The organism is Oerskovia sp. NPDC060338 (genome assembly GCF_042726295.1).
GTDB lineage: Bacteria > Actinomycetota > Actinomycetes > Actinomycetales > Cellulomonadaceae > Oerskovia > Oerskovia merdavium.
The window spans coordinates 44,348-66,340 of the sequence record NZ_JBHXCQ010000003.1; the positions used below are offsets into that span (position 1 = coordinate 44,348).

The following is a 21,993-nucleotide window of genomic DNA, read 5'->3' on the forward strand; positions in this document are numbered from 1 at the left end:
CCCGTGGGGAAGCCGATCGAGATCAAGCTCGACGCCGACACCGGCGGCGCCGAGAAGGGAATCGGGCGCGTCGCGGACAGCCTCGGCGACGTCGAGGACGCCCTGGACAAGGTCGAGCGTCCAGCCAAGGACGCGGCCGATGCCCTGGAGGACGTCGGGGACGCGGGCAAGGCCGGCGCCCGGGACGCTGTCCGCGGCCTGGACGACGTCGCGGACGCCGCGAAGACCACCGCGCGCGAGGGCGGCGACCTCGACCGTGACCTGACCAAGGCCCTGGAGAACGTCAAGACCCAGGCCAAGGACACGGCGAAGGGCGTCGAGGACTCCGCCCGCGACATGAAGGACGCGTTCGAGGGCAACGAGATCACCGCCCAGGACATCTTCAAAGAGAACCTCAAAGCCGAGCTCGTCTCGAACATGGCCGAGGCCGGCGCCGAGGTCGTCCGCGGCTTCAAGGACGGGTTCGACGGCGAGGACATGGAGACCGTCGTCGACGGCCTCACCGACACCATGGTTTCGGTCGGCACCCTCGGCGGCCCGGTCGGCGTCGCCGCCGGCCTAGCTGGTGGCGCGGTCGTCCAGATGTTCGCCGGACCCCTCATCGCCGGCGCCCAGGAGAAGACCGCCCAGTTCGAGGCCACGTTCTCCGACGCGTTCTCCAACATCGTGGAGTCCGGCGCGAACCTCGGCCGCGAGCTCTCGATCACCTCGTCCGTGGAGGCGTTCGCGCAGGACACGCAGAAGATGGCCGACGCGACGACCACAGCGAACGCCCTCGGGATCGAGCGCGGCGTCGTGCTGCGCGCCATGGCCGGCGACATCGACGCGCTCAACATCGTCGAGGGAAAGAACACGACGCTCCTCCAGGAGCAGGCAGACCTCCGCGCCCGCGTCGCGCAGGAGATGACGGACCACGTCACCGTGACCGACGAGACCGCCGCAGCCATGGAAGCCATGGACGCCAAGACGCGAGGGCTCGCCGGCGCCGTGGACTCGGTGACCGGGTCCTACGCCACGAACACCGACGCCCTGAACGCCGCCACTGAGGCCGCGTCCGCGAAGGCCGAGGCCGACAACTACGCCGCCGAGAAGGCCCTGGACAACGCCCGCACTACAGCTATCAGCACGGGCGCCCAGAAGGACCTGGAAGTCACCATCGACGGCGTGACCCGAGCCTTCCGCGCCATGCCTGACGGCAAGGTCATCGACGTCACGGACGAGGGCTCTGCCCGTGAGGTCCAGGAGGAGATCGACTCGATCTCGGGCGGGTACGTGACGATCACCGGGACCGCGGACCAGGGGCAGATGCAGCGCGAGGTGAACGCGGCTGCCGGTCGTCTGCGCCCGGTCACGATTGCGGTCCTCGGGAAGTTCGGGATGGCGGCTGTCTGATGGGCACCACGATCACCGCAGGTGGCGTGTCCGTCGCCCCGCTCGGCGTCATGGATCTGTCCTACGACCGCGAGGCGCGCACGATCGTGCACGACATCCTGGACCGCCCCGACCCGGACGTGACGCTGCGCCCTACGGGCCTGCGGGCGGGGAACCTCGTCTTCCTGTGTGCGGACGACCCCTCGCGCGATGCCGTCGAGGAGCTGCACACGACGGCCGCAGGCGTGGTGTCGCTGACGGCGACTGACCGTCCTCGGCTGGACGGCTTGCGGTACGTCGTCACGGGCCGTCTGAACGTCGTTCTGGACTCCCAGACCCGTCACCGGTGGCTCGTGACCGTGCCCTACCGGGAGGTCTCGTGACGATCTCTCGGCACCTGTACGCGCTGGAGGTCCTCGGCACCGGTCACCGGGTTTCGGCCACGGGCGGGGAGGTCACGCTCGACGAGTCGTGGTCGCCCTACGTGCAGGGCACGGTGCAGATCCCGCTGCCTGCACAGGAGGTCCTGGACGCGATCGACCCGCGCGTGGACGCTCGGGTGCGCCTGACGCTGCGATGCGTGTTCGGTGAGCCGTGGCCGGTGTCTGCGCTGACGGCGGACGTGGGCGGGTCGGTGGCCGCGTCCACGGCCGCGGGCGCCGGGTCGGTGGCCGCGGTCACGGCCCGGTACGCGCGCCCCTACAACCTCGCCGGGATGCGGCCCTCGACGCGCCGGCGCCTGAACCTGGGAGTCCGCTCGCGCCCGGTCGATCGACTGGCCGGGACGGTCGTCCTCACGCTCGCGTCCGACGAGGCCCTGATGCAGGACTACGGGCTCGTGTCCACGGTCGCTATCGCCCCGGACGCGCCAACCGTGCGCGAGGCTGTCCTGCTCGTGCTCTCGCGTGTGGGCGGGGTCCTGGCCCCCGGGGCACAGGATGCCGCGATCGAGGCGGACGCGGCCGCGTGGACGCCGGGCACCTCCGGGTGGGACTACCTCACCCCGCTCGTGCAGGCGGCCGGCCTGCGACTGTGGTGCGACGAGGGCGGCGCGTGGCAGCTCACGCAGCCCCTGGCCCCCGCCCCGGGCGCCCTCGCGTTCTCCACCTCGACGAACCTCACGCGCCTCGAGGACACGATCGACCGTGACGCCGGCCTCTGGTACGACGCCGTGGTCGTCATCTACCGGTGGCGCGACGGTGCGGGGACCGAGCAGACCCGGTACGACGTCGCCGGGCTCCCCCGCCCGCGCCGCACCTACACCGTCACCTTTGAGCGCCCGTTCCCCGGTCCCGGTGCCGCGGCCGCGCTCCTCGCGCGAGCTCGTGGCCGTGGCCGCGTCTACGCCCCCTCGGCGGTCTCGGACTACTCCGCGACCCCCGGGCAGGTCGCGACGATCACCGCGCCCGGCGCCCCGATCCAGACCGGCATGGCCTCGCGCGTGTCCTGGTCGCTGGACGAGGACACCATGCAGGTCCGCACCCGCGACCTGATCGACACACCGACGACCGCATGGGTGTTCCTGCCTGCCGGTCAGTCGTGGCTCGACTCGCCCGTGGGCGAGTCCTGGCTGGAGGAGGAGACCCATGGCTAACGGCGACGCCGCAGCAGCGGCCGGTATGGACGTCGTCCCCGGGACCGCGGACCGCCGCACCGGGTACGACGAGATCAACAAGACCCGCGACTACATCGCCGACGTCAAGACGACCTGGCGCCCGCCGGCTAACCGGATCGATGGCCTGCGAGCATCCGCCGTGCCCTCCGGCACGGACGGCACGAGCACCGTGCAGGCCGACCTCGACTACCTGTCGCAGAACAAGCCGAACAAGACCGAGGTCTGGACGCGCGATCAGACGTACAGCCGGTCCCAGATCGACGCCGGATTCGACGCCCGTGACACCGCGATCGGAAACGTCGCGGCCTCGGTCGGCGGGAAGGCGAACGCCTACGGCGGCCCGGACAACGTCCGCCACGCCGAGGGGCCCACGGGCGGGTCCTACACCCGCCAGGCGGGCTCGAACCGGTTCGCGGTGTGGATGGACGACGGGCTCCTGTTCGGCCGCTCGACGTCCTCCGAGCGGTACAAGGACGACATCCGCCCCTGGGACATCGACCCCGCCGCCGTCCTGGCGATCGAGCCCGTGGGCTTCCACCGCCACATCGACCCCGAGGGCGTGCGCGACCACGGTGCGATCGCCGAGCAGCTCGACGCCCTCGGCCTGTCCGAGCTCGTCTACTACGACGACCAGGGACGCCCGGACGGCATCCGCGACCACCTCGTGGTGTGGGCACTCCTTGCCGTCGTGCGCACCCTGGCCGACCGCATCACACATCTGGAGGACAAGTGAGCCCCGAAGAGATCGAGGCCATCGCGCGAGCACGCAACGACTACGTGCTCGGCCAGCCCACGAGCGACGAGGCGTGGGAGCAGACGAAGCTCTTCGCGATCGCCGACGCCGAGAAGACCATCTGGTTCGTCGAGGAGGTGACCCGTCGTGCCGCTGGACAGTAACGGGATCCACCAGTACGTCGAGGCCGACACCGAGGCGACGTTCTCCGACCTCCTCAACCTCCTCGCGACCTCGACCTCCGACGCCGTCGAGGACGACCGGGCCCGCCTGACCGCCCTCGAAGCGCCCCCGGCCGGCTTCACCGCCCTGCCCCTCGCGGCCGGGTGGGCGCCACAGGCCGGATGGCCGGCCCTCGGACTCCGCCTCATCGACGGCGCCGTCGAGCTCTCCGCGACTCTCCTCGCGCGCACCGGCTCAGGCCTGACCACGGTCGCGGCGGGCACCTACACCGTCGCGACCCTGCCCTCGGGATACCGGCCTACCAACATCCAGGGCGCCGCTGGCACCGTCGGCGTCGGCGGATCCCTCGGCGCCTCGATCGCCCGCATCGACCCCTCCGGCGCGGTCCAGTTCGTGCCCCTCGTCGGTGGAGGCACCATCACCACCGCCGGCGGCTACGGCAACCACGTCCTGATCCCGAGCATGAGGTTCCCCCTGTGAGCACCAACGGCAACCTGACCGCCGCCGAGCGCGTCACCATCCCCGGCCTGCCCGCCCAAGCCCTGCGCGCGGACGCCGCCGACTCCTGGGGCCGGGTGCGCGCCGCGCTCGGGGCCCGCGCGAACCTGACCGACTCCTACCGGCCCCTGTCCGTGCAGCGCAAAATCTTCCTCGAGCGGTACGAGCCCCGCGCGAGCGGGGCCGGCCCCTACGGCGACGTGCGCCACTACGCCGGCACCCGGTACGTGCGCATGCGCGGCGCGGCCGCAGCCGTCCCCGGCACCTCGGACCACGGCCTCGGCCTGGCCGTGGACGTCTTCGCCCTCACGTCCTTCACGAGCGAGCACTACCGAGCCCTCGCCAAGGTCGCCCACATCCACGGCTGGAACAACGACGCCGGCGTGAAGATCAACGAGCCCTGGCACTGGGAGTACACCCCGGCCAACGACACCCACCCCACCGAAAGGAAGCCCGACGTGGCACACCTCATCAAGGGCGACAAGGCCCCCGCGACCTACGTCCTGGACCCCGCGACCGGCCTGCGCCGGTACATCGACGGCCTCGAGTTCGACGTCTACACCAAGCAGGGCTCGACCGTGACCACCATCCCCCAGGCGCAGCTCGACGCGCTGCCCAAGGTCCCGGGCACCCGATGAAGCTCAAGATGCCCACGCCCCGCACCCGCCGGTACCTCTACGGCGTCACGACCGCTGCCGTGCCGCTTCTCGTGGCCTACGGCGTGATCGACGGCCAGTCCGCGCCCCTGTGGCTCGCCGCCGGCGCCGCGGTCCTCGGCACGAGTCTCGCCGCGGCCAACACCCCGGCGGGCGGCGATGAGTCCTGACCAGACCACCGCGGTCACCCTCGGCGAGCTCGCACGCGGCATGGAGGGCGTCGAGAAGCAGCTGGAGACGCTGACGGTCGCCGTCAACACATCGAGCACGAAGAGCGCCGCGGACTACGTGCGCATCGGTCACCTGGAGGCGCGCATCGTCGCACTGGAGGACTGGCAGAAGTGGGCAATGCGCGTGGTCCTCGGACTGATCCTCACAGCCGTCGTCGGCGTCGTGATCCTCGACCCGTTCGCCACGTAGCCGGCCACAACGCGGAGGACCCCGACCACCCGGCCGGGGTCCTCCGCGCTGTCAGCAGTCCTCGTCCGAGATACCGACCATCGAGCTGTACATCTCACACACACGCTTGTCATGCGCGGCCTGCTCCATGCGCTTCTTGATCACCACGCCGGCGACGATGCCGGCGATCACCGCGGCGACCACGACCCAGACAAGGATCTTGTTCCGGCGCACCCGGCGTTCCTCGCGGGCTTCCTCGATCGCGAGCAGCCGGCGGACGTTGGCCTCGTGGTCCGTTCCCGCAATTGGGCGCGTGGTCTCAGACTGCCGGCCACCGATCCAGGGTCCAAAACTGCTGTCGCCGTCTGTGCTCATGCCCGGAGCGTAGCGCTACGCGGCCACCGCGGCCACGAGCCGGCGCTTGGCATCATCCGGGAGTTGCACGTACCGGCGGGTGGTCTCGGCGCTCGCGTGGCCGAGGAGCTCCTGGACCGAGAAGACGTCGTGGTCGATCGCGTAGGCCCTCGTTGCGAACCGATGCCGCAGCGTGTGTGTAGTCCATCCCTCGGGCAGGACCCGGCCTACGAGCTTGCCGACCCACCACGGCGAGACGTGCCCGTCCACTTGCCCTGGGAACGCGTGGCCGCGTGCGCCGAGGATCGCGCGGGCGACGTCGTCGGCGAGCGGCACGACCCGCTCGCGGCCGCCCTTGCCATGCACGACGAGCGAGTAGCCGACGAGGTCCACGATGACGTCACGGGAGTGCACCGCGGCGACCTCACCACGCCGTAGCCCGTGCTCACCGGCAAGGCGCACCATGAGCCGCGTCCGCCCGTCCGCCCGGCGTAGCGCGTCGGTCAGGAGCCGCTCGGGCAGCGGGCGCGGCCGGGGCGGCGTCCGGCGGACGGACGGCAGCTCGTGCGCGGGTGAACTTTCGATATAGCCGGCCCTCACGCCCCAGGCGTAGAAGCCTCGCAGGCTCGTGCGGTGCCCGTGGCGCGTCTCGGGCACCCAGTCTCGGGCGCCCATGTACGCGAGCAGGCTCGCCGACGTCGCAACCCACGGTGACGGGAGCCCCCCCTGCGCGGCGCACTGCTGCACATGCTGCCGCTGGGTGCGGATCGTGGTCTCGGGACGGCCGGCCGCTCGCAGCGCTGTGAGCCATGCGTCGATCGCGGCCTCCCACGTCATGCTGTCAGAGGTCATACCCCACTTCAGCGCTGCCGTCCGGCGAGCGCTCGTCATCGAGGTTCGAGCTCGGCGCGCCGCGCGCGGTAGGACGCGATCAGCGGGCCGACATCGCGTCCGAGTGCGTGCCACGTCTCGACGTCGCCTGCGAAGGCCTCGCCGAGGTCCCAACCTGTCCGACAGCGCGCGTACCGCTCGGCCGGGTACTCGCGCCACCGCAGCTGCACAGCCTCCGCGCGCTCGTGGATGTTCACGAGGCCACCGCCAGCTGTCGGCGCGCGGGCAACCGCAAAACCGTAGGTTGCAGGTTCGAGTCCTGCTCGGGGCACCACCGCGCGTCGTCGCGACGGCGCCTCGCCGTGTCTCTGACACGATCTCCCCATGCCTCTCGCCGACCTCCTGCGGCTCGCCGTCGCGGTCCTCGTCCTGGTCGCCCTCGCGTGCGGGGTCCTGGCCTGGACGGGGCGTCGCACCGTCCCTGATGCCCTGGTCGCGGTCCTGCGCGCGGCCGCGCAGCTCGCGCTGGTCGCGCTGGTGATCGGATGGATCTTCGCGCACCCGGCCGCGGTCGTCCCCTACCTGGCCGTCATGCTCGTGGCCGCCGGCGTCACGTCCGCGCGGCGGATCGGTGGCGGCTGGGCCGCCCTGCCGTGGTTGCTGGTCTCGATCGGTACCGGACCGGCGGTGGTGCTGGGAGTCGTGCTCGCGGCGGGGGCACTTGCCCCGACCGGGCAGGAGATCCTGCCGTTCACGGCCCAGGTCATCGGCGGCGCCATGACGGCGGCCTCGCTCGCGGGCCTGCGGATGCGCGACGACGTCGCTCACCGGTGGGGTGAGGTCGAGGCCATGCTGGCGCTGGGCTTCACGCGGCGCGAGTCGGTCGCCGATCTCGGACGCCAGGCCGCGGCCCGCGCGCTCGTCCCCGCGATCGACCAGACCCGGGCGGCCGGGCTGGTCACCCTGCCCGGGGCGTTCGTCGGGCTCCTGCTCGCGGGGGCCGAACCGTGGCGGGCCGCCCAGGTCCAGCTCCTGGTGCTCGTGGGGCTGCTGGCCGCCCAGTCGATCTCCGCGGTCGGGACGGCGGTGCTGACGGCTCCGCTGTGGGCGGCTGCCCGGCCTGTCGTCGCGGTCCGCTAGGACGGGCGACGAAGCTGCGGCGGCAGGCTGGCCGGGGATCTCCGGGTGGTGTTTTCGTGTAACCACCACAATGGTGGTGGCTACACGAAAACACCACCCGCCCCCTGGCGGCCCAGCCCGGGCATCCGGCCGAGACACCCGGGACGCCCGCTCCGACGTCGGGCCGGCGGGCCAAGCCAACAGAACCGGCGAGCTGTTTCCTCGAACGCGACCAGGCCTCGAGCCGCCCGAACCTACCGGGCCTGAGCAGCCGGCAGCACCTTCTCCAGGAACGCCGACACGTCGGCGAGCTCCTCGGCGCTGATCGAGTGCGGCAACCCCGGGTAGACGACCTCGGTCACGTCGGTGAACCGCGGCAGCCAGGTCGACGTCCGCGCGGTCGCGTCGGGCGCGATGACCTGGTCCGCATCGCCGTGGCCGAAGAACACCGGCGGCCGGCGCGCCGCGAGCGCCGAATCGCCGGGCAGCTCCGCGTCGAGCACGAAGCCCGAGAGCACGACGCCCGCCGCGAACCGCTCGGGCGCGGCCCGCAGGAGCTGGGTCACCATGAGCCCGCCCTGCGAGAACCCCACGGGCACGACCGCGGTCCCCGGCTCGACGTTCACGTCGAGCCAGGCGAGCACCGCAGCGGTCGCGGCCGCCACAGGCTGCGGGTCGGGCCGCCCGGGCACCCCGAGAGGGAACCACGAGAACCCTCCGTTGCCCGCGGCCAGCGGCGCTCGCAGCGAGGCCCAGTCCCACACCGACGGCAGGTGCCCGGCGATCGCGGGCAGGTCGTGCTCGTGCGAACCGAACCCGTGGAGCAGCAGCAGGAGCGGTCGCCTCGCCTGGTTGCTGCCGCGGACGTGGACCGTGATGTCAGCGCTCATGCCGAGAATCCTTCCATGGGGAGTTCTCACCCCCCTCAGGGCGTGAAAGAGTAAAGAACCGGCCACCCGTCGCGGATATACTCCCGGGACCGGTCGGTGGACCGGCTTGCCCGGTTCGCCGGGTTTCAGGGGTGGGTCTCGCGCTGACCCCTGCTCCAGGATCGGCGTCCGGTCAGCGCCCCGGCAGCCGACCGGCAGAATCGAGCGAAGGATCACGATGACCGAGGCAGCACCGCTCCAGCCCCCCGCCGCGACCGAGCACCTGGTGCTCTCGGCACCCGAGCCCGTGAAGCCCGTCGCGACCACGCAGGCTCCAGCGATGGCCCCGCGTGTCGACGAGGCAGCGATCCCCGGCCTGGACCAGAAGGTCACGTCCTACCTGGACGCGCTCATGGCCTCCGACGCCCGCTCCCCCGAGTTCGCCGCCAAGGCCAACGACGTGCGCACCATGGGCGACCAGGACATCCGCACCGCTGCCGACTCCTCGAACCGCCTGCTGGCCACTCCCGTGCGCGCCCTCAAGGAGGGCGGGCTGTCCGAGGGCTCCAAGGTGGGCAGCACGCTCCTCGAGCTGCGCCGCACGGTCGAGAACCTCGACCCGTCCGAGGCGAGCATGGGCCGCAAGATCCTCGGCTTCATCCCGTTCGGCGACAAGCTGACGGACTACTTCCGCCGCTACGAGTCGGCCCAGGGCCACCTCAACGCGATCATCCGTGCGCTCTACGACGGCCAGGACGAGCTCCGCAAGGACAACGCGGCTCTCAACCTCGAGAAGCAGCACCTGTGGGACACCATGGCACGGCTCAACCAGTACATCTACGTGGCCGAGCGCCTCGACGCGCAGCTGTCCGCCAAGACCGCCGAGCTCGACGCGACGGACCCGGAGAAGGCCAAGGCCCTGCGCGAGGACGTCCTGTTCTACGTCCGCCAGAAGCACCAGGACCTCCTGACGCAGCTCGCGGTGTCCATCCAGGGCTACCTCGCGATCGACATCGTCATCAAGAACAACGTCGAGCTCATCAAGGGCGTCGACCGCGCGACCACCACGACCGTCTCCGCGCTGCGCACGGCCGTCATCGTGGCCCAGGCCCTCGCCAACCAGAAGCTCGTCCTGGACCAGATCACGGCGCTCAACACGACCACGTCGAACATGATCGCCTCGACGTCCAAGATGCTCGCGGACCAGTCGGCGTCCATCCAGTCGCAGGCTGCGAGCGCGACCGTCGGGCTCCCCCAGCTCCAGGCCGCGTTCCAGAACATCTACGCGACCATGGACTCGATCTCGACGTTCAAGGTCCAGGCGCTCGACTCGATGGCGCAGACCATCGGCGTCCTGGAGACCGAGACCACCAAGGCCCGCGAGTACCTGGACCGCGTGGCCCAGGGCGACCAGACCGGCGCCGCCACGGGCGCGCTCGACCTCGGAAAGGTCTGATCCGGACGCCATGGGTTGGTTCCAGAACCTGTTCGGCGGCGGGCGCAAGCGTCCGCCGGAGACCCCTGCGCTGCCTCCGGCGCCCACGAGCGCGGACATCCTCGCCTCGGTCGACGCCGTCCAGGCGCAGATCGAGGGCAGGGTCCCGCCCGCGGTGACCGCGCGCGTGAACCGCATCGCCAAGACCGTGGACGACATGGCGCCGCGCCTCGACCGCCTGGGCGGCGGCACGGCCCAGGCGCACACGGTCGTGGCGACCGCGACGAGCTACCTGCCGGAGGCCGTGGGCGGCTACCTGCGCCTGCCGCGCGACTTCGCGGACACGCGCGTCATCAACCGCGGCAAGACGTCGCTCATGATCCTGTGCGACCAGCTCGACCTGCTGGGCGTGACGCTCGACAAGATCTCGGACGCGGTCTCGCGCGCCGACGCCGTGGCGCTCGTCGCGCACGGGCAGTTCCTCGCGGAGAAGTTCCAGACGTCCTCGATCGCCCTGGCCCCCGAGGCCGGGCTCGGCTCGGCCCAGCCGCAGGCGCCGGGTACCCCGGGCGGGCTGGAACGACCATGAGCGCCGCGCGCCAGGGGGCGCTCGCCCGCAGCATCGCGGCGCTGACCACGGTGGGTCGCCAGGCGGGCCTCGTGCCCGACGACGTCACGCGCGAGGGCGAGCGTCTCGCCGCCGCGGTGGCCGAGTCGTCCACGGGCGCCGCGCCCGCGTGGCTCAAGGCCGTGGGCCGCGCCCCCGACGACTTCACCGCGTTCTTCGAGGCCGCCCAGCGCGGTCGCCGGTGGCGCTCGGCCCCGACCGACCAGCTCACGACGCTCGTGCTGGCCGGCTCGGAGCACGCGGCCGCCTACTCCGAGGCGCTCGCGAGCGTGATCGCCGCGGCCGGCGCCCTGGGCTCCCCCGGGCTCGCGGCGTCGGCCAACGCCGCGTCCACGACGGCCGTGCAGCGGGCCGCGGCCCAGCCCCGCACCACGCCGCAGCCGGCAGGGCCGTCAGTGCCGCAAGCGCCGGCGGGCCCTCCGGCAGCCGGGCCTCACCCGCACGGCACTCCCACCCGCTTCCCCGCGCCCTCGTTCGACCCGACCCTCCCGAGCGGCACGAACCCGTTCGACCTGGGGTCCCTCGTCGGCGCGGGCGGGCTGCGGCCCCCTGCTCAGGACGTCGTCCCCACGGTCGACGCGATCCTCGACGCCCTGGGTGCGCGCACCCCGGGCGACGCGGCCCCCCCGACGCACGCGACGCCGTCGGGCACACCGGCCGCCGGCGGCCCGCAGAGCGCGACCACGGGCGACGCCCCCGCCGAGGAGGAGACCCAGGCCGAGCCGCCCCGGTCGCTCGAGGAGCTCCTGGCCGAGCTCGACGCCCTGATCGGGCTCGACCGGGTCAAGCACGAGATCCGTCAGCAGACCGAGCTCCTGCGCATCGAGCAGCTCCGCACGGCCGCAGGCCTGACCCGGCCCACGCTCACGCGCCACCTCGTGTTCCTCGGCAACCCCGGGACGGGCAAGACGACCGTCGCCCGCCTGGTCGCCGGGATCTACCGCGCGCTCGGGCTGCTGAGCACGGGGCACCTGGTCGAGGTCGACCGTTCCGAGCTCGTCGCGGGCTACCTGGGCCAGACGGCCGTCAAGACCTCGGAGGTCGTGGCGACCGCGATCGGCGGCGTCCTGTTCATCGACGAGGCCTACGGCCTCGCGGAGGACCAGTACGGCGCCGAGGCGATCAACACGCTCGTCAAGGACATGGAGGACCACCGCGACGACCTCGTGGTGATCGTCGCCGGGTACCCCGGCCCCATGGCCTCCTTCATCGCGACCAACCCCGGCCTCGAGTCGCGCTTCTCGACGACCATCACGTTCGACGACTACTCGGACGCCGAGCTGCGCGGGATCTTCGAGCGCATGGCCACCTCGGCCGACTTCGAGCCGCTGCCCACGACCCTCGACCGGTTCGAGGAGATGGTCTCGCTCGTCCCGCGCACCGAGGGGTTCGGCAACGGACGCCACGCGCGCAACGTCCTGGACGGGGCCATCGCCCGCCACGCGTGGCGCCTCAAGGACACGCCCGAGCCCACGCTCGACGAGCTGCGCCGCCTCCTGCCCGAGGACCTGCTCCCCGCGGGCGAGGCGCCCGAGAGCATCCTGCAGGCGACACCCACCGAGGACGCCGCGCCTGCGGACGTGCTCGACGAACCCAGCTCGGCGGACGACGACCTCGACCTCGCCGAACCCGTCGAGGACCACCAGCCCGACGACGACCAGCCCACCGACGCGACCGTCTCCCCTCAGGAGGAGCCTGCATGAGCCAGACCCTGACGCCGCCGCCCGGGTCCGCCCCCGCGCCCGGTCGGGCCGTCCAGCCCGCCCACCCCGGTCAGCCGGGCGGGCAGGCCGGAACGGCGCCCACGACGCAGGCCCAGGAGCGTGCGGAACGCCGGGCCGGGGTCCGCAGCGCGCTGCGCCGCACCCCGGGCAAGCTGCGGATCGCGCTCGCGGTGTGCGTGCTCGCCTCGATCGTCTTCGGTGTGCTCGGCTTCCAGGCCGCGCGCGTCCAGGGGATCGCGCTCGAGGACGCGCGCTCGGACACGAGCCAGCTCGTGGGCATCCAGGACGTGCGCAACAACCTGGTCGTGGCCGACGCGGCCGCGACCAACGCGTTCCTGGTCGGCGGCCTCGAGCCCGCGGACCAGCGCGAGCGCTACGACGACGCGATCGCGAACGCCTCGATCCGTCTCGCCGAGCTCGCGGGCGCCAACAGCGCCGACGCGACCGAGCTGGGTGTGGTCGCCTCGCAGGTCACGGTCTACACGGGGCTGATCGAGCAGGCGCGAGCGAACAACCGGCAGGGCTTCCCGGTGGGCTCGGCCTACCTCGACCAGGCCTCGACGCTGCTGCGCGACGAGATCCTGCCGACGCTCACGACGCTCGTCGACGACAACGCCGAGCGCGTCGCGTCCGACCTGTCGATGGTGCGCAACGCGATGTGGATCCTCGCGGCTGGACTGCTGTGCCTCGCGCTGCTGATCGTGACGCAGGTCTGGCTCGCCAAGCGCACGCACCGCGTCCTCAACGTGGGCCTGCTGGTCGCGAGCGTCGTGATCCTCGTGGTGGGCGTAGGCGGGGCCGTCCTGCTGAGCCAGACCAACAGCGCGGCCGCCGCGGTCCGCGACGGCCCGTACGCCGCGACGCTCGCGGCCTCGACCGCGTACTCCGAGGCCAACGACGCCAAGGCCATGGAGAGCTTCACGCTCATCAAGCGCGGCTCGGGCCAGACGTACGAGGAGTCGTTCGTCGAGCTGACGGCCGACGCGACGCAGCGACTCGACCAGGCGGGGGCCGACGGGAACCTCGACGGCACGTCCGCCGGGTACCTGGGCGAGTGGATCACCCAGCACCAGGCCATCCGCGCCCTCGACGACGCGGGAGACTGGGACGGGGCGGTCGCGCTCGCGACGAGCTCGGACGAGGGCGGTCCGAACGCCGCGTTCGCCGCGTTCTCGCAGACGGTCACGTCCGACATCGCCGAGAACATCAAGGCCACGCAGGCCGACCTCGCCTCGGCCGGCAACCGCTCGGCCCTCGCGGGCTGGCTCCTGCTGGCAGCGGGTCTCGCCGCGGCGGTCCTCGCCTGGCGCGGCCTGAACGTCCGACTGGAGGAGTACCGGTGATCACCTCGACCTTCCGCAAGAGCGGGCGCCTGGGCGCCCTGGTGGCGCTGGGGCTCTCGGGCGCCCTGGTCCTGGCCGGCTGCGCCACGCCCGACGCCACCCCCTCCGCGGGAGCGCCCGTCGCCTCGGTCGTGGAGACGTCGGGCGGCGCGGCCGGGTCCTCGGTCGCCGCTGCGGCGACGTGCGAGAACCCCGTCGCGTCCTACGCCCCCGACGGGCCGCTGCCCGGACCGGGAGCTCTGCCCGCGGGCAGCACCATGGCCGCGATCCGCGACCGCGGCTCGCTGATCGTCGGCGTCTCGGCCGACACGCTCCAGCTCGGGGCCCGCAACCCGCTCAGCGGGCAGATCGAGGGCTTCGACATCGACGTGCTGCACCAGGTGTCGAACGCGATCTTCGGCGACCCGGACCGGCTGCAGTTCCGCGTGATCACCTCGGGCCAGCGCCTCGAGGTGCTCGAGAACGGCGAGGTCGACGTGGTCGCCCGTGCCTTCACGATCAACTGCGAGCGCTGGGAGACCATCGCGTTCTCCTCGGAGTACTACCACGCGGGCCAGAAGGTCCTCGTGACGCGCGACTCCGAGGCGCAGGGCATCGCAGACCTCGCGGGCCAGCGCGTGTGCGCACCGGACGGCACCACGACGCTCGAGCGCCTCCAGGAGTACCCCGACATCACCGCGGTCCCCGCGACCACGCACACGGGCTGCCTCGCGCTGTTCCAGCAGGGCAAGGTCGACGCGATCACGGGCGACGACACGATCCTCGCGGGCTTCGCGGCCCAGGACCCGTACGCCAAGGTCGTGGGTCAGGCGATCTCGGACGAGCCCTACGGCCTGGGCATCCCGGCCCAGAACGTCGACATGGTCAAGTTCGTCAACGGCGTCCTGGAGCAGATGCGCACCGACGGCACGTGGACGTCGCTGTACGACGAGTGGCTCGGCGTGCTCGGCCCGGCCCCCGCGCCGCCCGTCGCCGTCTACGGCCGCACGCCGTGACCTCTGCCTCGTCCGCCTCGCCTGCTGCCGGGCCGCCCGTCGCCCCCCGGACCCAGCAGGCTCCGAGCGCGCCCGGACGTCTCGGCGAGGCGATCCCCGCGGCCGAGCTCTACGAGTACCTCTCCCGGCTCGAGGAGTGGCTGCGCGCCCGGCGGACCGAGCTCGACCGCCTCGACGCGGCCGCCCAGTCCGCGGCGTCCCCCGAGACGTACACGGCCGACATGCTGCTGGCCATGACCCTCTGGCAGGCGGCCCGCACGCGCGCCGACGAGATGGGCGTCGTGTGGGACTCGGGGCGCGCCGACGCGGTGGGCCGCGAGAAGATCTCCCAGCTCGTCTGGGGCCGGCTCAGCTCGCCCGACGGCTCGTCGCTCGTCTCGCTCGTGGAGGCCACGCGGCTGTGCGACGCGATCGTCTCCGCGCTGCGCACCCGTCTGTCGTTCGACCCGAACGCGGCCGACGAGGTCGCGCGCTTCCGCGGGCTGCGCGCCGAGCTGGCGCGCTGCGACGAGCTCGCGGGATCCGACACCACGGCTCGCGGACGCGTCGAGAAGCTGCGCGAGCGGTGGACGAGGCTGCGCGACAAGGCGTCGAACGGCGCCGACGTCACGGGCCCCCTCACCGAGCTCGAGGCCGAGGTCGCGCGCACCGAGCGGGACCTCATCGTGGGCGCCTCCGAGCGCCGCGAGCTCGCCCGCGACCGCAAGCAGGCGGTCGAGCGCTATGCGGCCCTCGAGGCGCGCGAGCCCTCGCTGCGCGAGCTCGCGGCCCGGTGCCGGCGCGAGATCGCGGCTCCCCCGCGCCTCGCGGTGCCCGACGTCTCGCGGCTGGGCGAGGTCCCCGCGGACCGCGCCGGGCTCGACGGCTTCCTCACACGCCTCGCGACCGTGGCGCGCGCGTTCGACACGGTCGAGGCCTCCTACACCGCGCCGCTGCGCGAGCGCGCCGAGCTCCGCTACCGGCTCGACGCGTACCGCGTGCGGGCCGACTCGAACGGTCGCAGCGCGTCCCCCACGGTCCGGTCGGGACTCGCCGAGGCCCGCGCGGCGGGCGAGGCCGTGCCGTGCGACGTCGTCCTCCTGCGCTTCCTCGTCGAGCAGTACCAGTTCCTGACCCGCGACCTGCCTGCTCACCTCTCGTCTCCCGCCCCTGGATCGTCGCCCGTCCCGGGCCAGGAAGGATCGTCCTGATGACCACATCGACCACGCAGGAGCCGTGCGCCCAGCCGGGCTGCGACGGCTTCATCGAGGACGGCTACTGCAACGTCTGCGGCTCGCCGGGCGGATCGTCCGCGTCGCCCGTGCCCTCCACGGGGGGTGCCACGGGCACGACGACGTCGCCCGGCACGGCAGCGTCGCCGTCGGCCATGCTCGGCACGGGGATCGCCCAGGCCGCACCGAACTACGCCGCCGGTCCCGGACCCGAGGGCGAGGCAGTGTCCACGCGCACGGGCCGGACCAGCTCGACCCAGCTCGCGAGCGCCGCGCTGGGCTCGGCCCGCTCGGCCGTCACGGGCACCAAGTCCACGCGCCGTGTCGGCACGTCCTCGACGCGTCTGCGCGGGCACCGCCTGGGCGCGGGCCTCACGACCGTCCCCAGCGCCCCCGTCCGCGACCCGCTCCAGGCCATCATGGCCGTGCCCGAGCTCGCCGAGTCCAAGCGCTTCTGCCCCACGTGCGGCGCCAAGGTGGGCCGCTCGCGCGACGGCGTCCCGGGCCGCACCTCGGGATTCTGCCCCCAGTGCCGCACCGCGTTCTCGTTCGACCCGCAGCTCTCGCCCGGCGACGTGGTCGGCGGGCAGTACGAGGTCGTGGGCTGCCTCGCGCACGGCGGGCTCGGCTGGATCTACCTGGCGCGCGACCAGAACGTCTCGGGCCGCTGGGTCGTCCTCAAGGGCCTGCTCAACTCGGGAGACCCCGACGCGTTCGCGGCCGCGATCTCCGAGCGCCAGTTCCTGGCCGAGGTCGAGCACCCGCTCATCGTCGAGATCTACAACTTCGTCATGCACGACGGCGCGGGCTACACCGTCATGGAGTACGTGGGCGGCAAGTCGCTCAAGGAGATCCTCAAGGACCGCCGCGACGAGAACGGCGGCGTGGTCGCCCCGCTGCCCGTGGACCAGGCGCTCGCGTTCGTGCTCGAGATCCTGCCGGCGTTCGCCTACCTGCACGACCTGGGCCTGATCTTCTGCGACTTCAAGCCCGACAACATGATCCAGCAGGGCGACGGCGTCAAGCTCATCGACCTGGGTGGTGTGCGGCGCCTCGACGACATGACGTCGGCGATCTTCGGGACCGTGGGCTACCAGGCCCCCGAGGTCGCCGAGGTCGGCACCTCGGTCGCGTCCGACATCTACACGATCGGGCGCACCCTCGCCACGCTCGTGCTCGACTTCCGCGGCAACCAGACGACGTACGTCTCCTCGCTGCCGCCCGTCGCCGAGACGCCCGTCTTCCAGAAGTACGACTCGTTCTACCGGCTGCTCGCCAAGGCGTGCGCGCTCGACCCGTCCGACCGCTTCGCGACGATCGACGAGATGCGCGCCCAGCTCATCGGCGTCCTGCGCGAGGTCGTCGCGACCGACCGGGGCCCGGGCAGCGGGGCGCTGCACTCGGCCGCGTCGATGCTCTTCGAGGCCCCGGTGTCCGACGACGCCGACGCCCCGCTGACCTGGGACGCGCTGCCCGCGCTCAAGGTCGACGAGTCCGACCCCATGGCCAGCTGGCTCGCGGGCGTCAACATCGCCGACCCCGCGGCGCGCATGGCCGCGCTCGCCGCGGCCCCCGAGGGCACGGTCGAGGTCCGCCTCGCCTACGCCCGGGCCGCGATCGAGCACCGCCGCTTCACCGAGGTCGAGAAGACCATCGCCTCGATCCTCGCCGACGACCCGTGGGAGTGGCGGGCCGCGTGGATGGGCGGGCTCGCCGAGCTCGCACGCGGCGAGGCCGCCGCGGCGCGCGCCTCGTTCAACGCGGTCTACGGCCAGGTGCCCGGCGAGCTCGCGCCCAAGCTCGCGCTCGCCGTCTCGTGCGAGGTCAGCGGCGAGCCGGACATCGCCGAGTCCCTCTACGTGATCTGTGCCCGCTCGGACGCCAACTACACGGCCCCGGCGGTGTTCGGGCTCGCCCGGATCCGCCAGGCCCGCGGTGACCTCGACGGCGCGCTGCACGCCCTGGACCTGGTCACCCCGACCCGGAGCTCGTACACCGACGCGCGCATGCGCCGTGCGCGCCTGCTCGCAGGGTCCGGCCGTGGCCTCCCGGCCCTGGCCGAGGCGCTCGCGAGCGTCGAGTCGGTCGCGATCCCCCAGCGGGAGCGGGTCTCGCTCTCGATCGACGTGCTGAGCTCGGCGCTCGCGGAGGTCACGACCGCGTCGACGAAGCAGGTCGGCACCGTGCGCATCGGCGGTGTCGAGCCCAAGGAGCCGCCGCTCCGCGACGCCCTCGAGGGGGCCTACCGCGAGATGGCGACGCTGACCGACGACAAGATCGCGCGCATCGACCTCGTGGACCAGGCCAACGCCGTGCGTCGCTGGACCACGACGTGAGCGCGGAGGACACCGGCGTGCTCGCGCCCTGCGCCACGTGCGGCGAGGTCCCCGCTCCCGGGGCGAGGTTCTGCGAGAACTGCGGCTCCGACGTCGGGCCGGCGGCGGGCGCCGCGGGCGGGCCGCCCGTCCTGGCGCGCCCTCCCGTGCCCGCGCTGCCCGAGCCTCCTGCCGACCTCAAGCCGACCGATCCCCCGGTCGACCCGGCGTCCGACCCCGTGCCCCCGCCCCCTCCCGTCGCCACGCACCGCCCCTGCACGAGCTGCGGCGGGACCGTCGCGGACGACGGCTACTGCGAGCAGTGCGGCGAGAAGGCCCAGGTCGAGCGCGACCACTGGGCCGAGCGACCCGCGCCGTGGGTCGCGGGCGTGTGCGACCGCGGCATCCGCCACGCGCGCAACGAGGACGCCATGGCGCTCGCAGCGTCGGGCGACCCGGCCACGGCCGGGCGCTTCGCGGCGCTCGTGGTGTGCGACGGGGTCTCGGCCGCGCCGGACTCGGACGTCGCGAGCCTCGCGGCCGCGCGTGCGGCCCGGGACGTGCTCGCGTCGGGCGGGCCCGACGGCGCCACCCCCGTCACGGGGGACGTCACCGAGCGCATCCAGGCCTGGCAGGCCCTCATGGTCGCGGCCTCCACGACCGCGAACGACGCCGTGCTGGTCGCGGTGGGCGACAAGGCCGAGCGGGCCGAGCCGCCGTCGTGCACGTTCGTCGCGGCCGTCGTGGACGGCCCCCTGATCGTCGCGGGGTGGGTCGGCGACTCGCGCGCCTACTGGATCCCCGACACCGGCACGGCCCGCCAGCTCAGCGTCGACGACTCGTGGGCCCACGAGCTCATGGCCATGGGCACCCCGCGCCACGTGGCCGAGAACTCGCCCCAGGCGCACGCGATCACGCGCTGGCTCGGCCCCGACTCGACCGACCCGGCCGCGCGGTGCGCCCCGACGGTCCCGGACTCGTCGGGCTGGCTGCTGGTCTGCTCGGACGGCCTGTGGAACTACTGCTCGGCGGCCGACGACCTCGCGGACCTCGTGCGCTCGACCGAGGCCTCGACGGGGCGCGAGCCCCGGGCGCTGGCCACCGAGCTCGTGCGCTGGGCCAACGCCCAGGGCGGCCGCGACAACATCACGGCGACCCTCGCCCGGTTCGAGGCGCTCCCCGCCTCGACCACCTCCGATAACCTGCACACAGACGCTGTCACGGGCGACGAGCCCGCGACGCGCGCCCTCTGATCCACGAAGGAGCCCAGAACCCATGGCCGAGTTCTCCGCCGAGGTCTTCCAGAACGAGTTCCTGTCCGAGGGCGCCACGGATGTGCACGCCATCGTGACGGTGACCGCCCGAGGGGCAGGTCAGGCCGGTGCCGCGACCTCCGGGGGCGGCGTCGCCGAGATCATCATGGTCGACACGTCCGGCTCGATGTCGGGGCGCAACATGGAGTCCGCCAAGTACGCGGCGCAGGTCGCGGTCGACCAGATCCTCGACGGGACCTGGTTCGCGATCGTCGGCGGCAGCCACGTCGCGCAGCGCGCGTTCCCCTACCCGAACGCGCGCGTCGCGATGGTCCAGATGGAGCCTGCGGCGCGTGAGGAGGCCAAGCGGGCCATCGCGATGATGAGCCCGTCGGGCGGCACCGCGATGAGCACGTGGCTCCAGCTCGCTGCCCAGCTCTTCGACACCGTCCCCCAGGCCGCCCAGCGCCACGCGATCCTGCTGACGGACGGCAAGAACGAGTCCGAGCCGCGCGAGAACCTGTCGCAGGTCGTGCGCAACGTGACCGGGAAGTTCCAGTGCGACGCGCGCGGCGTCGGGTCCCGCTGGCAGGTCGACGAGCTGCGCGAGATCTCGACGGCCCTGCTCGGGACGGTCGACCTGATCGCCGACCCGAGCGAGATCGCGGCCGACTTCTCCTCGCTCATCCAGAAGTCCATGTCGCGTGGCGTGGCCTCCGCGGACCTGCGCGTGTGGGCCCCGCAGGGCGCCCAGGTGCTGTTCGTCCGCCAGGTCGCCCCGACGGTCGAGGACCTCACGACGCGCCGCGCCGTGGTCAACCCGCTCACGGGCTCCTACCCCACGGGGTCGTGGGGCGACGAGTCGCGCGACTACCACGTGGCCGTGCGCGTGGCCTCGAAGCCCGTGGGCTCCGAGCAGCTCGCCGCGCGGGTGCAGCTCGCCGTGAACGGCGAGGTGGTCTCGTCGGGTCTGGTCAAGGCCAAGTGGTCCGACGACGGCGCGCTCACCACGCGCATCAACCCCGAGGTCGCGCACTACACGGGCCAGGCCGAGCTCGCGTCAGCGATCCAGGAGGGACTCGCGGCCAAGGCGGCGGGCGACGAGGCGACGGCCACGGTCAAGCTCGGCCGCGCGGTCCAGCTCGCGGCCGAGACGGGCAACGACGAGGCGACCTCGCGCCTGCGCAAGGTCGTCGAGATCGAGAGTGAGGAGCAGGGCACGGTGCGCCTCAAGCGCAACACCGACAAGCTCGACGAGATGGCCCTCGACACCGCCTCGACCAAGACCACGCGGGTCAAGCGATGAGCGCGATCTGCCCCAACGGGCACGCGTCCGAGTCGACCGACTACTGCGACGTGTGCGGCGAGCCCATGGGGGCCGCGTCGAGCAGCGCGTCGGGGGCGGTGTCCTCCGGCTCCGCGGGGGCAGGCGCGCCCGTCGCCGGTGAGGGCACCGCCGGTGGCGGCGAGCCCATCACGTGCCCGCACTGCTCGTTCCCGGCCGCTGCCGGTGCGCTGTTCTGCGAGAACTGCGGCTACGACTTCACGACGGGCTCGCTGCCCGAGCCCGCCGGGGCGCCGTCGACCGCGACCCCTGCGCCGCTCGCTCCCCCGGCGTCCTCGCTCGACCTGGACCCGATCGCTCCCCCTGCGGGGTCGCCCGCGGCCGCGCCGTCGCCCGACCCCCTGTCGGCTCCGGCGGCCCTCACGCCGCCCGGGGTCGATCCCGGGGCGGGTGGCCCGTCGACTGCTGCGGTCGCCGCCGGTGCCCCGGGGACGGGTCCGCTCGTCGCTCCCGGTGCTCCTGCCGACCCGGCCGAGGGCGAGGCGACGTCCGCGCGGACGGGCGCGACGCCGTCGGGCTCCGGGACGCACCTGCCCACCCCGCCCGTGCCGGGCGAGGACCAGTGGGTCGTCGAGGTGTGGATCGATCCCGACTGGTACCAGGCGCAGAAGGCCGAGGACCCGTTGCCCTCGGCCGGGCTGCCGGGGCTCGTGGTGCTGCGCGAGCGCAGCGTGCTCGTGGGACGTCCGTCGGCGTCGCGCAACATCCACCCGCAGATCGACTGCGGCGCCGACTCGGGCGTCTCGCGTCGGCACTGCCAGCTCAACACCGACGGGCAGCGCTGGTGGGTCGAGGACCTCCAGTCCTCCAACGGGACGTACCTGAGCCCAGCGGGCGGCGAGCTGCCGATCGACCCGATCCCCGCCGGCCAGCGCCGCGAGGTCGCCGACGGCGACCGCATCTACCTCGGTGGGTGGACGCGGCTCGTGATCCGCAAGGCGATGCCCGGCGAGGTCTGACCCTCCTGGCACGACGGGTGGCGCGACGCCCACGTCGGGCGCGCCCGTCCGGCTCACCCTGAGAGCGGGGTGTGTTGTTGGGGGCGGGCCCCCCAAAAGGGGTTGGGGGGGGGGAAACCAACCAGCACCCCGCGCCCGGCGGGCCCCCCAGGGTGGG

24 protein-coding genes are annotated in these 21,993 nt (G+C 73.1%); 20 read left to right on the forward strand and 4 right to left on the reverse strand.

Going from position 1 to position 21,993, the window contains the following annotated elements; all coding sequences use genetic code 11:
• Positions 1-3 precede the first annotated feature (3 nt).
• From ACFWGN_RS04265 to ACFWGN_RS04305, 9 genes are read left to right on the forward strand one after another with little or no spacing between them, the layout of a single operon-like run.
• A complete protein-coding gene (locus ACFWGN_RS04265; protein ID WP_377615830.1) occupies positions 4-1,392 on the forward strand; it encodes a hypothetical protein in 1,389 nt (462 codons plus the stop codon).
• On the forward strand, positions 1,392-1,754 hold the full coding sequence (locus ACFWGN_RS04270; protein ID WP_377615831.1) for a hypothetical protein: 363 nt from the start codon (positions 1,392-1,394) through the stop codon (positions 1,752-1,754). The genes ACFWGN_RS04265 and ACFWGN_RS04270 overlap by 1 nt, the downstream gene beginning before the upstream one ends.
• Positions 1,751-2,965, forward strand: a complete 1,215-nt coding sequence (locus ACFWGN_RS04275; RefSeq protein WP_377615833.1) for a hypothetical protein — start codon at positions 1,751-1,753, stop codon at positions 2,963-2,965. The genes ACFWGN_RS04270 and ACFWGN_RS04275 overlap by 4 nt, the downstream gene beginning before the upstream one ends.
• Positions 2,958-3,719, forward strand: a complete 762-nt coding sequence (locus tag ACFWGN_RS04280) for a hypothetical protein (protein WP_377615834.1) — start codon at positions 2,958-2,960, stop codon at positions 3,717-3,719. Before ACFWGN_RS04275 ends, ACFWGN_RS04280 begins: the two co-directional genes overlap by 8 nt.
• On the forward strand, positions 3,716-3,883 hold the full coding sequence (locus ACFWGN_RS04285; RefSeq protein WP_377615835.1) for a hypothetical protein: 168 nt from the start codon (positions 3,716-3,718) through the stop codon (positions 3,881-3,883). Before ACFWGN_RS04280 ends, ACFWGN_RS04285 begins: the two co-directional genes overlap by 4 nt.
• Positions 3,867-4,382 carry a hypothetical protein gene (locus tag ACFWGN_RS04290; RefSeq protein ID WP_377615836.1) on the forward strand — a complete coding sequence of 172 codons (516 nt, stop codon included), beginning with the start codon at positions 3,867-3,869 and terminating at the stop codon, positions 4,380-4,382. The genes ACFWGN_RS04285 and ACFWGN_RS04290 overlap by 17 nt, the downstream gene beginning before the upstream one ends.
• Complete coding sequence (locus ACFWGN_RS04295) at positions 4,379-5,038, forward strand: M15 family metallopeptidase (protein ID WP_377615837.1); 660 nt, start codon at positions 4,379-4,381, stop codon at positions 5,036-5,038. Before ACFWGN_RS04290 ends, ACFWGN_RS04295 begins: the two co-directional genes overlap by 4 nt.
• On the forward strand, positions 5,035-5,226 hold the full coding sequence (locus tag ACFWGN_RS04300) for a hypothetical protein (protein ID WP_377615839.1): 192 nt from the start codon (positions 5,035-5,037) through the stop codon (positions 5,224-5,226). Before ACFWGN_RS04295 ends, ACFWGN_RS04300 begins: the two co-directional genes overlap by 4 nt.
• Positions 5,216-5,476, forward strand: coding sequence for a hypothetical protein (locus ACFWGN_RS04305; protein WP_377615840.1), 261 nt, complete (start codon positions 5,216-5,218; stop codon positions 5,474-5,476). Before ACFWGN_RS04300 ends, ACFWGN_RS04305 begins: the two co-directional genes overlap by 11 nt.
• A gap of 51 nt (positions 5,477-5,527) precedes the next feature.
• Here ACFWGN_RS04305 and ACFWGN_RS04310 read toward each other — a convergent pair whose 3' ends face one another.
• The 3 genes from ACFWGN_RS04310 to ACFWGN_RS04320 are packed head-to-tail and all read right to left on the reverse strand — an operon-like array spanning position 5,528 to position 6,897.
• Positions 5,528-5,830, reverse strand: coding sequence for a hypothetical protein (locus ACFWGN_RS04310; protein ID WP_377615842.1), 303 nt, complete (start codon positions 5,828-5,830; stop codon positions 5,528-5,530).
• A gap of 15 nt (positions 5,831-5,845) precedes the next feature.
• Positions 5,846-6,661: a tyrosine-type recombinase/integrase gene (locus ACFWGN_RS04315; RefSeq protein ID WP_377615844.1), complete on the reverse strand. Its 816-nt coding sequence runs from the start codon at positions 6,659-6,661 to the stop codon at positions 5,846-5,848.
• A gap of 35 nt (positions 6,662-6,696) precedes the next feature.
• Positions 6,697-6,897 (reverse strand): hypothetical protein, encoded by a 201-nt coding sequence (locus ACFWGN_RS04320; RefSeq protein WP_377615845.1) that lies wholly within the window; start codon positions 6,895-6,897, stop codon positions 6,697-6,699.
• A 127-nt stretch (positions 6,898-7,024) separates the two neighbouring features.
• Here ACFWGN_RS04320 and ACFWGN_RS04325 point away from each other — a divergent pair, with 127 nt between their 5' ends.
• Positions 7,025-7,780: an ABC transporter permease gene (locus tag ACFWGN_RS04325; protein ID WP_377615846.1), complete on the forward strand. Its 756-nt coding sequence runs from the start codon at positions 7,025-7,027 to the stop codon at positions 7,778-7,780.
• A gap of 233 nt (positions 7,781-8,013) precedes the next feature.
• On the opposite strand, the gene ACFWGN_RS04330 is transcribed toward ACFWGN_RS04325, so the two are convergent.
• Positions 8,014-8,649, reverse strand: coding sequence for an alpha/beta hydrolase (locus ACFWGN_RS04330; protein WP_377615847.1), 636 nt, complete (start codon positions 8,647-8,649; stop codon positions 8,014-8,016).
• A 217-nt stretch (positions 8,650-8,866) separates the two neighbouring features.
• Between ACFWGN_RS04330 and ACFWGN_RS04335 the strand changes: the two genes are divergently transcribed.
• Genes ACFWGN_RS04335 through ACFWGN_RS04380 form a run of 10 tightly spaced genes read left to right on the forward strand, consistent with a single transcriptional unit; the run spans position 8,867 to position 21,836 of the window.
• Positions 8,867-10,084, forward strand: a complete 1,218-nt coding sequence (locus tag ACFWGN_RS04335; protein ID WP_056648538.1) for a toxic anion resistance protein — start codon at positions 8,867-8,869, stop codon at positions 10,082-10,084.
• Positions 10,085-10,094: 10 nt separating this feature from the next.
• Complete coding sequence (locus ACFWGN_RS04340; RefSeq protein WP_377615848.1) at positions 10,095-10,652, forward strand: hypothetical protein; 558 nt, start codon at positions 10,095-10,097, stop codon at positions 10,650-10,652.
• A complete protein-coding gene (locus ACFWGN_RS04345) occupies positions 10,649-12,394 on the forward strand; it encodes an AAA family ATPase (protein WP_377615850.1) in 1,746 nt (581 codons plus the stop codon). The genes ACFWGN_RS04340 and ACFWGN_RS04345 overlap by 4 nt, the downstream gene beginning before the upstream one ends.
• Positions 12,391-13,758: a hypothetical protein gene (locus tag ACFWGN_RS04350; RefSeq protein ID WP_377615852.1), complete on the forward strand. Its 1,368-nt coding sequence runs from the start codon at positions 12,391-12,393 to the stop codon at positions 13,756-13,758. Before ACFWGN_RS04345 ends, ACFWGN_RS04350 begins: the two co-directional genes overlap by 4 nt.
• Positions 13,755-14,753, forward strand: coding sequence for a glutamate ABC transporter substrate-binding protein (locus ACFWGN_RS04355; protein ID WP_377615853.1), 999 nt, complete (start codon positions 13,755-13,757; stop codon positions 14,751-14,753). Before ACFWGN_RS04350 ends, ACFWGN_RS04355 begins: the two co-directional genes overlap by 4 nt.
• Positions 14,750-15,943, forward strand: a complete 1,194-nt coding sequence (locus ACFWGN_RS04360) for a hypothetical protein (protein ID WP_377615854.1) — start codon at positions 14,750-14,752, stop codon at positions 15,941-15,943. Before ACFWGN_RS04355 ends, ACFWGN_RS04360 begins: the two co-directional genes overlap by 4 nt.
• The gene (locus ACFWGN_RS04365; RefSeq protein WP_377615855.1) at positions 15,943-18,300 is read left to right on the forward strand and encodes a tetratricopeptide repeat protein; all 2,358 of its coding nucleotides are present in this window, start codon (positions 15,943-15,945) and stop codon (positions 18,298-18,300) included. Before ACFWGN_RS04360 ends, ACFWGN_RS04365 begins: the two co-directional genes overlap by 1 nt.
• Positions 18,297-19,532: a PP2C family serine/threonine-protein phosphatase gene (locus tag ACFWGN_RS04370; protein ID WP_191803030.1), complete on the forward strand. Its 1,236-nt coding sequence runs from the start codon at positions 18,297-18,299 to the stop codon at positions 19,530-19,532. Before ACFWGN_RS04365 ends, ACFWGN_RS04370 begins: the two co-directional genes overlap by 4 nt.
• Before the next feature lie 22 nt (positions 19,533-19,554).
• Complete coding sequence (locus tag ACFWGN_RS04375; protein ID WP_191803032.1) at positions 19,555-20,838, forward strand: VWA domain-containing protein; 1,284 nt, start codon at positions 19,555-19,557, stop codon at positions 20,836-20,838.
• Positions 20,835-21,836, forward strand: a complete 1,002-nt coding sequence (locus ACFWGN_RS04380) for an FHA domain-containing protein (RefSeq protein WP_377615856.1) — start codon at positions 20,835-20,837, stop codon at positions 21,834-21,836. The genes ACFWGN_RS04375 and ACFWGN_RS04380 overlap by 4 nt, the downstream gene beginning before the upstream one ends.
• Positions 21,837-21,993 lie beyond the last annotated feature (157 nt).

Excerpts from the sequence above, each read along its gene's own strand:
- ACFWGN_RS04380 (WP_377615856.1), top strand. The coding sequence starts at position 20,835 with ATGAGCGCGATCTGCCCCAACGGGCACGCGTCCGAGTCGACCGACTAC.
- ACFWGN_RS04375 (WP_191803032.1), top strand. The coding sequence starts at position 19,555 with ATGGCCGAGTTCTCCGCCGAGGTCTTCCAGAACGAGTTCCTGTCCGAG.
- ACFWGN_RS04340 (WP_377615848.1), top strand. The coding sequence starts at position 10,095 with ATGGGTTGGTTCCAGAACCTGTTCGGCGGCGGGCGCAAGCGTCCGCCG.
- ACFWGN_RS04280 (WP_377615834.1), top strand. The coding sequence starts at position 2,958 with ATGGCTAACGGCGACGCCGCAGCAGCGGCCGGTATGGACGTCGTCCCC.
- ACFWGN_RS04270 (WP_377615831.1), top strand. The coding sequence starts at position 1,392 with ATGGGCACCACGATCACCGCAGGTGGCGTGTCCGTCGCCCCGCTCGGC.
- ACFWGN_RS04335 (WP_056648538.1), top strand. The coding sequence starts at position 8,867 with ATGACCGAGGCAGCACCGCTCCAGCCCCCCGCCGCGACCGAGCACCTG.
- ACFWGN_RS04330 (WP_377615847.1), bottom strand. The coding sequence starts at position 8,649 with ATGAGCGCTGACATCACGGTCCACGTCCGCGGCAGCAACCAGGCGAGG.
- ACFWGN_RS04310 (WP_377615842.1), bottom strand. The coding sequence starts at position 5,830 with ATGAGCACAGACGGCGACAGCAGTTTTGGACCCTGGATCGGTGGCCGG.
- ACFWGN_RS04315 (WP_377615844.1), bottom strand. The coding sequence starts at position 6,661 with ATGACCTCTGACAGCATGACGTGGGAGGCCGCGATCGACGCATGGCTC.
- ACFWGN_RS04365 (WP_377615855.1), top strand. The coding sequence starts at position 15,943 with ATGACCACATCGACCACGCAGGAGCCGTGCGCCCAGCCGGGCTGCGAC.
- ACFWGN_RS04300 (WP_377615839.1), top strand. The coding sequence starts at position 5,035 with ATGAAGCTCAAGATGCCCACGCCCCGCACCCGCCGGTACCTCTACGGC.
- ACFWGN_RS04350 (WP_377615852.1), top strand. The coding sequence starts at position 12,391 with ATGAGCCAGACCCTGACGCCGCCGCCCGGGTCCGCCCCCGCGCCCGGT.
- ACFWGN_RS04325 (WP_377615846.1), top strand. The coding sequence starts at position 7,025 with ATGCCTCTCGCCGACCTCCTGCGGCTCGCCGTCGCGGTCCTCGTCCTG.
- ACFWGN_RS04345 (WP_377615850.1), top strand. The coding sequence starts at position 10,649 with ATGAGCGCCGCGCGCCAGGGGGCGCTCGCCCGCAGCATCGCGGCGCTG.
- ACFWGN_RS04305 (WP_377615840.1), top strand. The coding sequence starts at position 5,216 with ATGAGTCCTGACCAGACCACCGCGGTCACCCTCGGCGAGCTCGCACGC.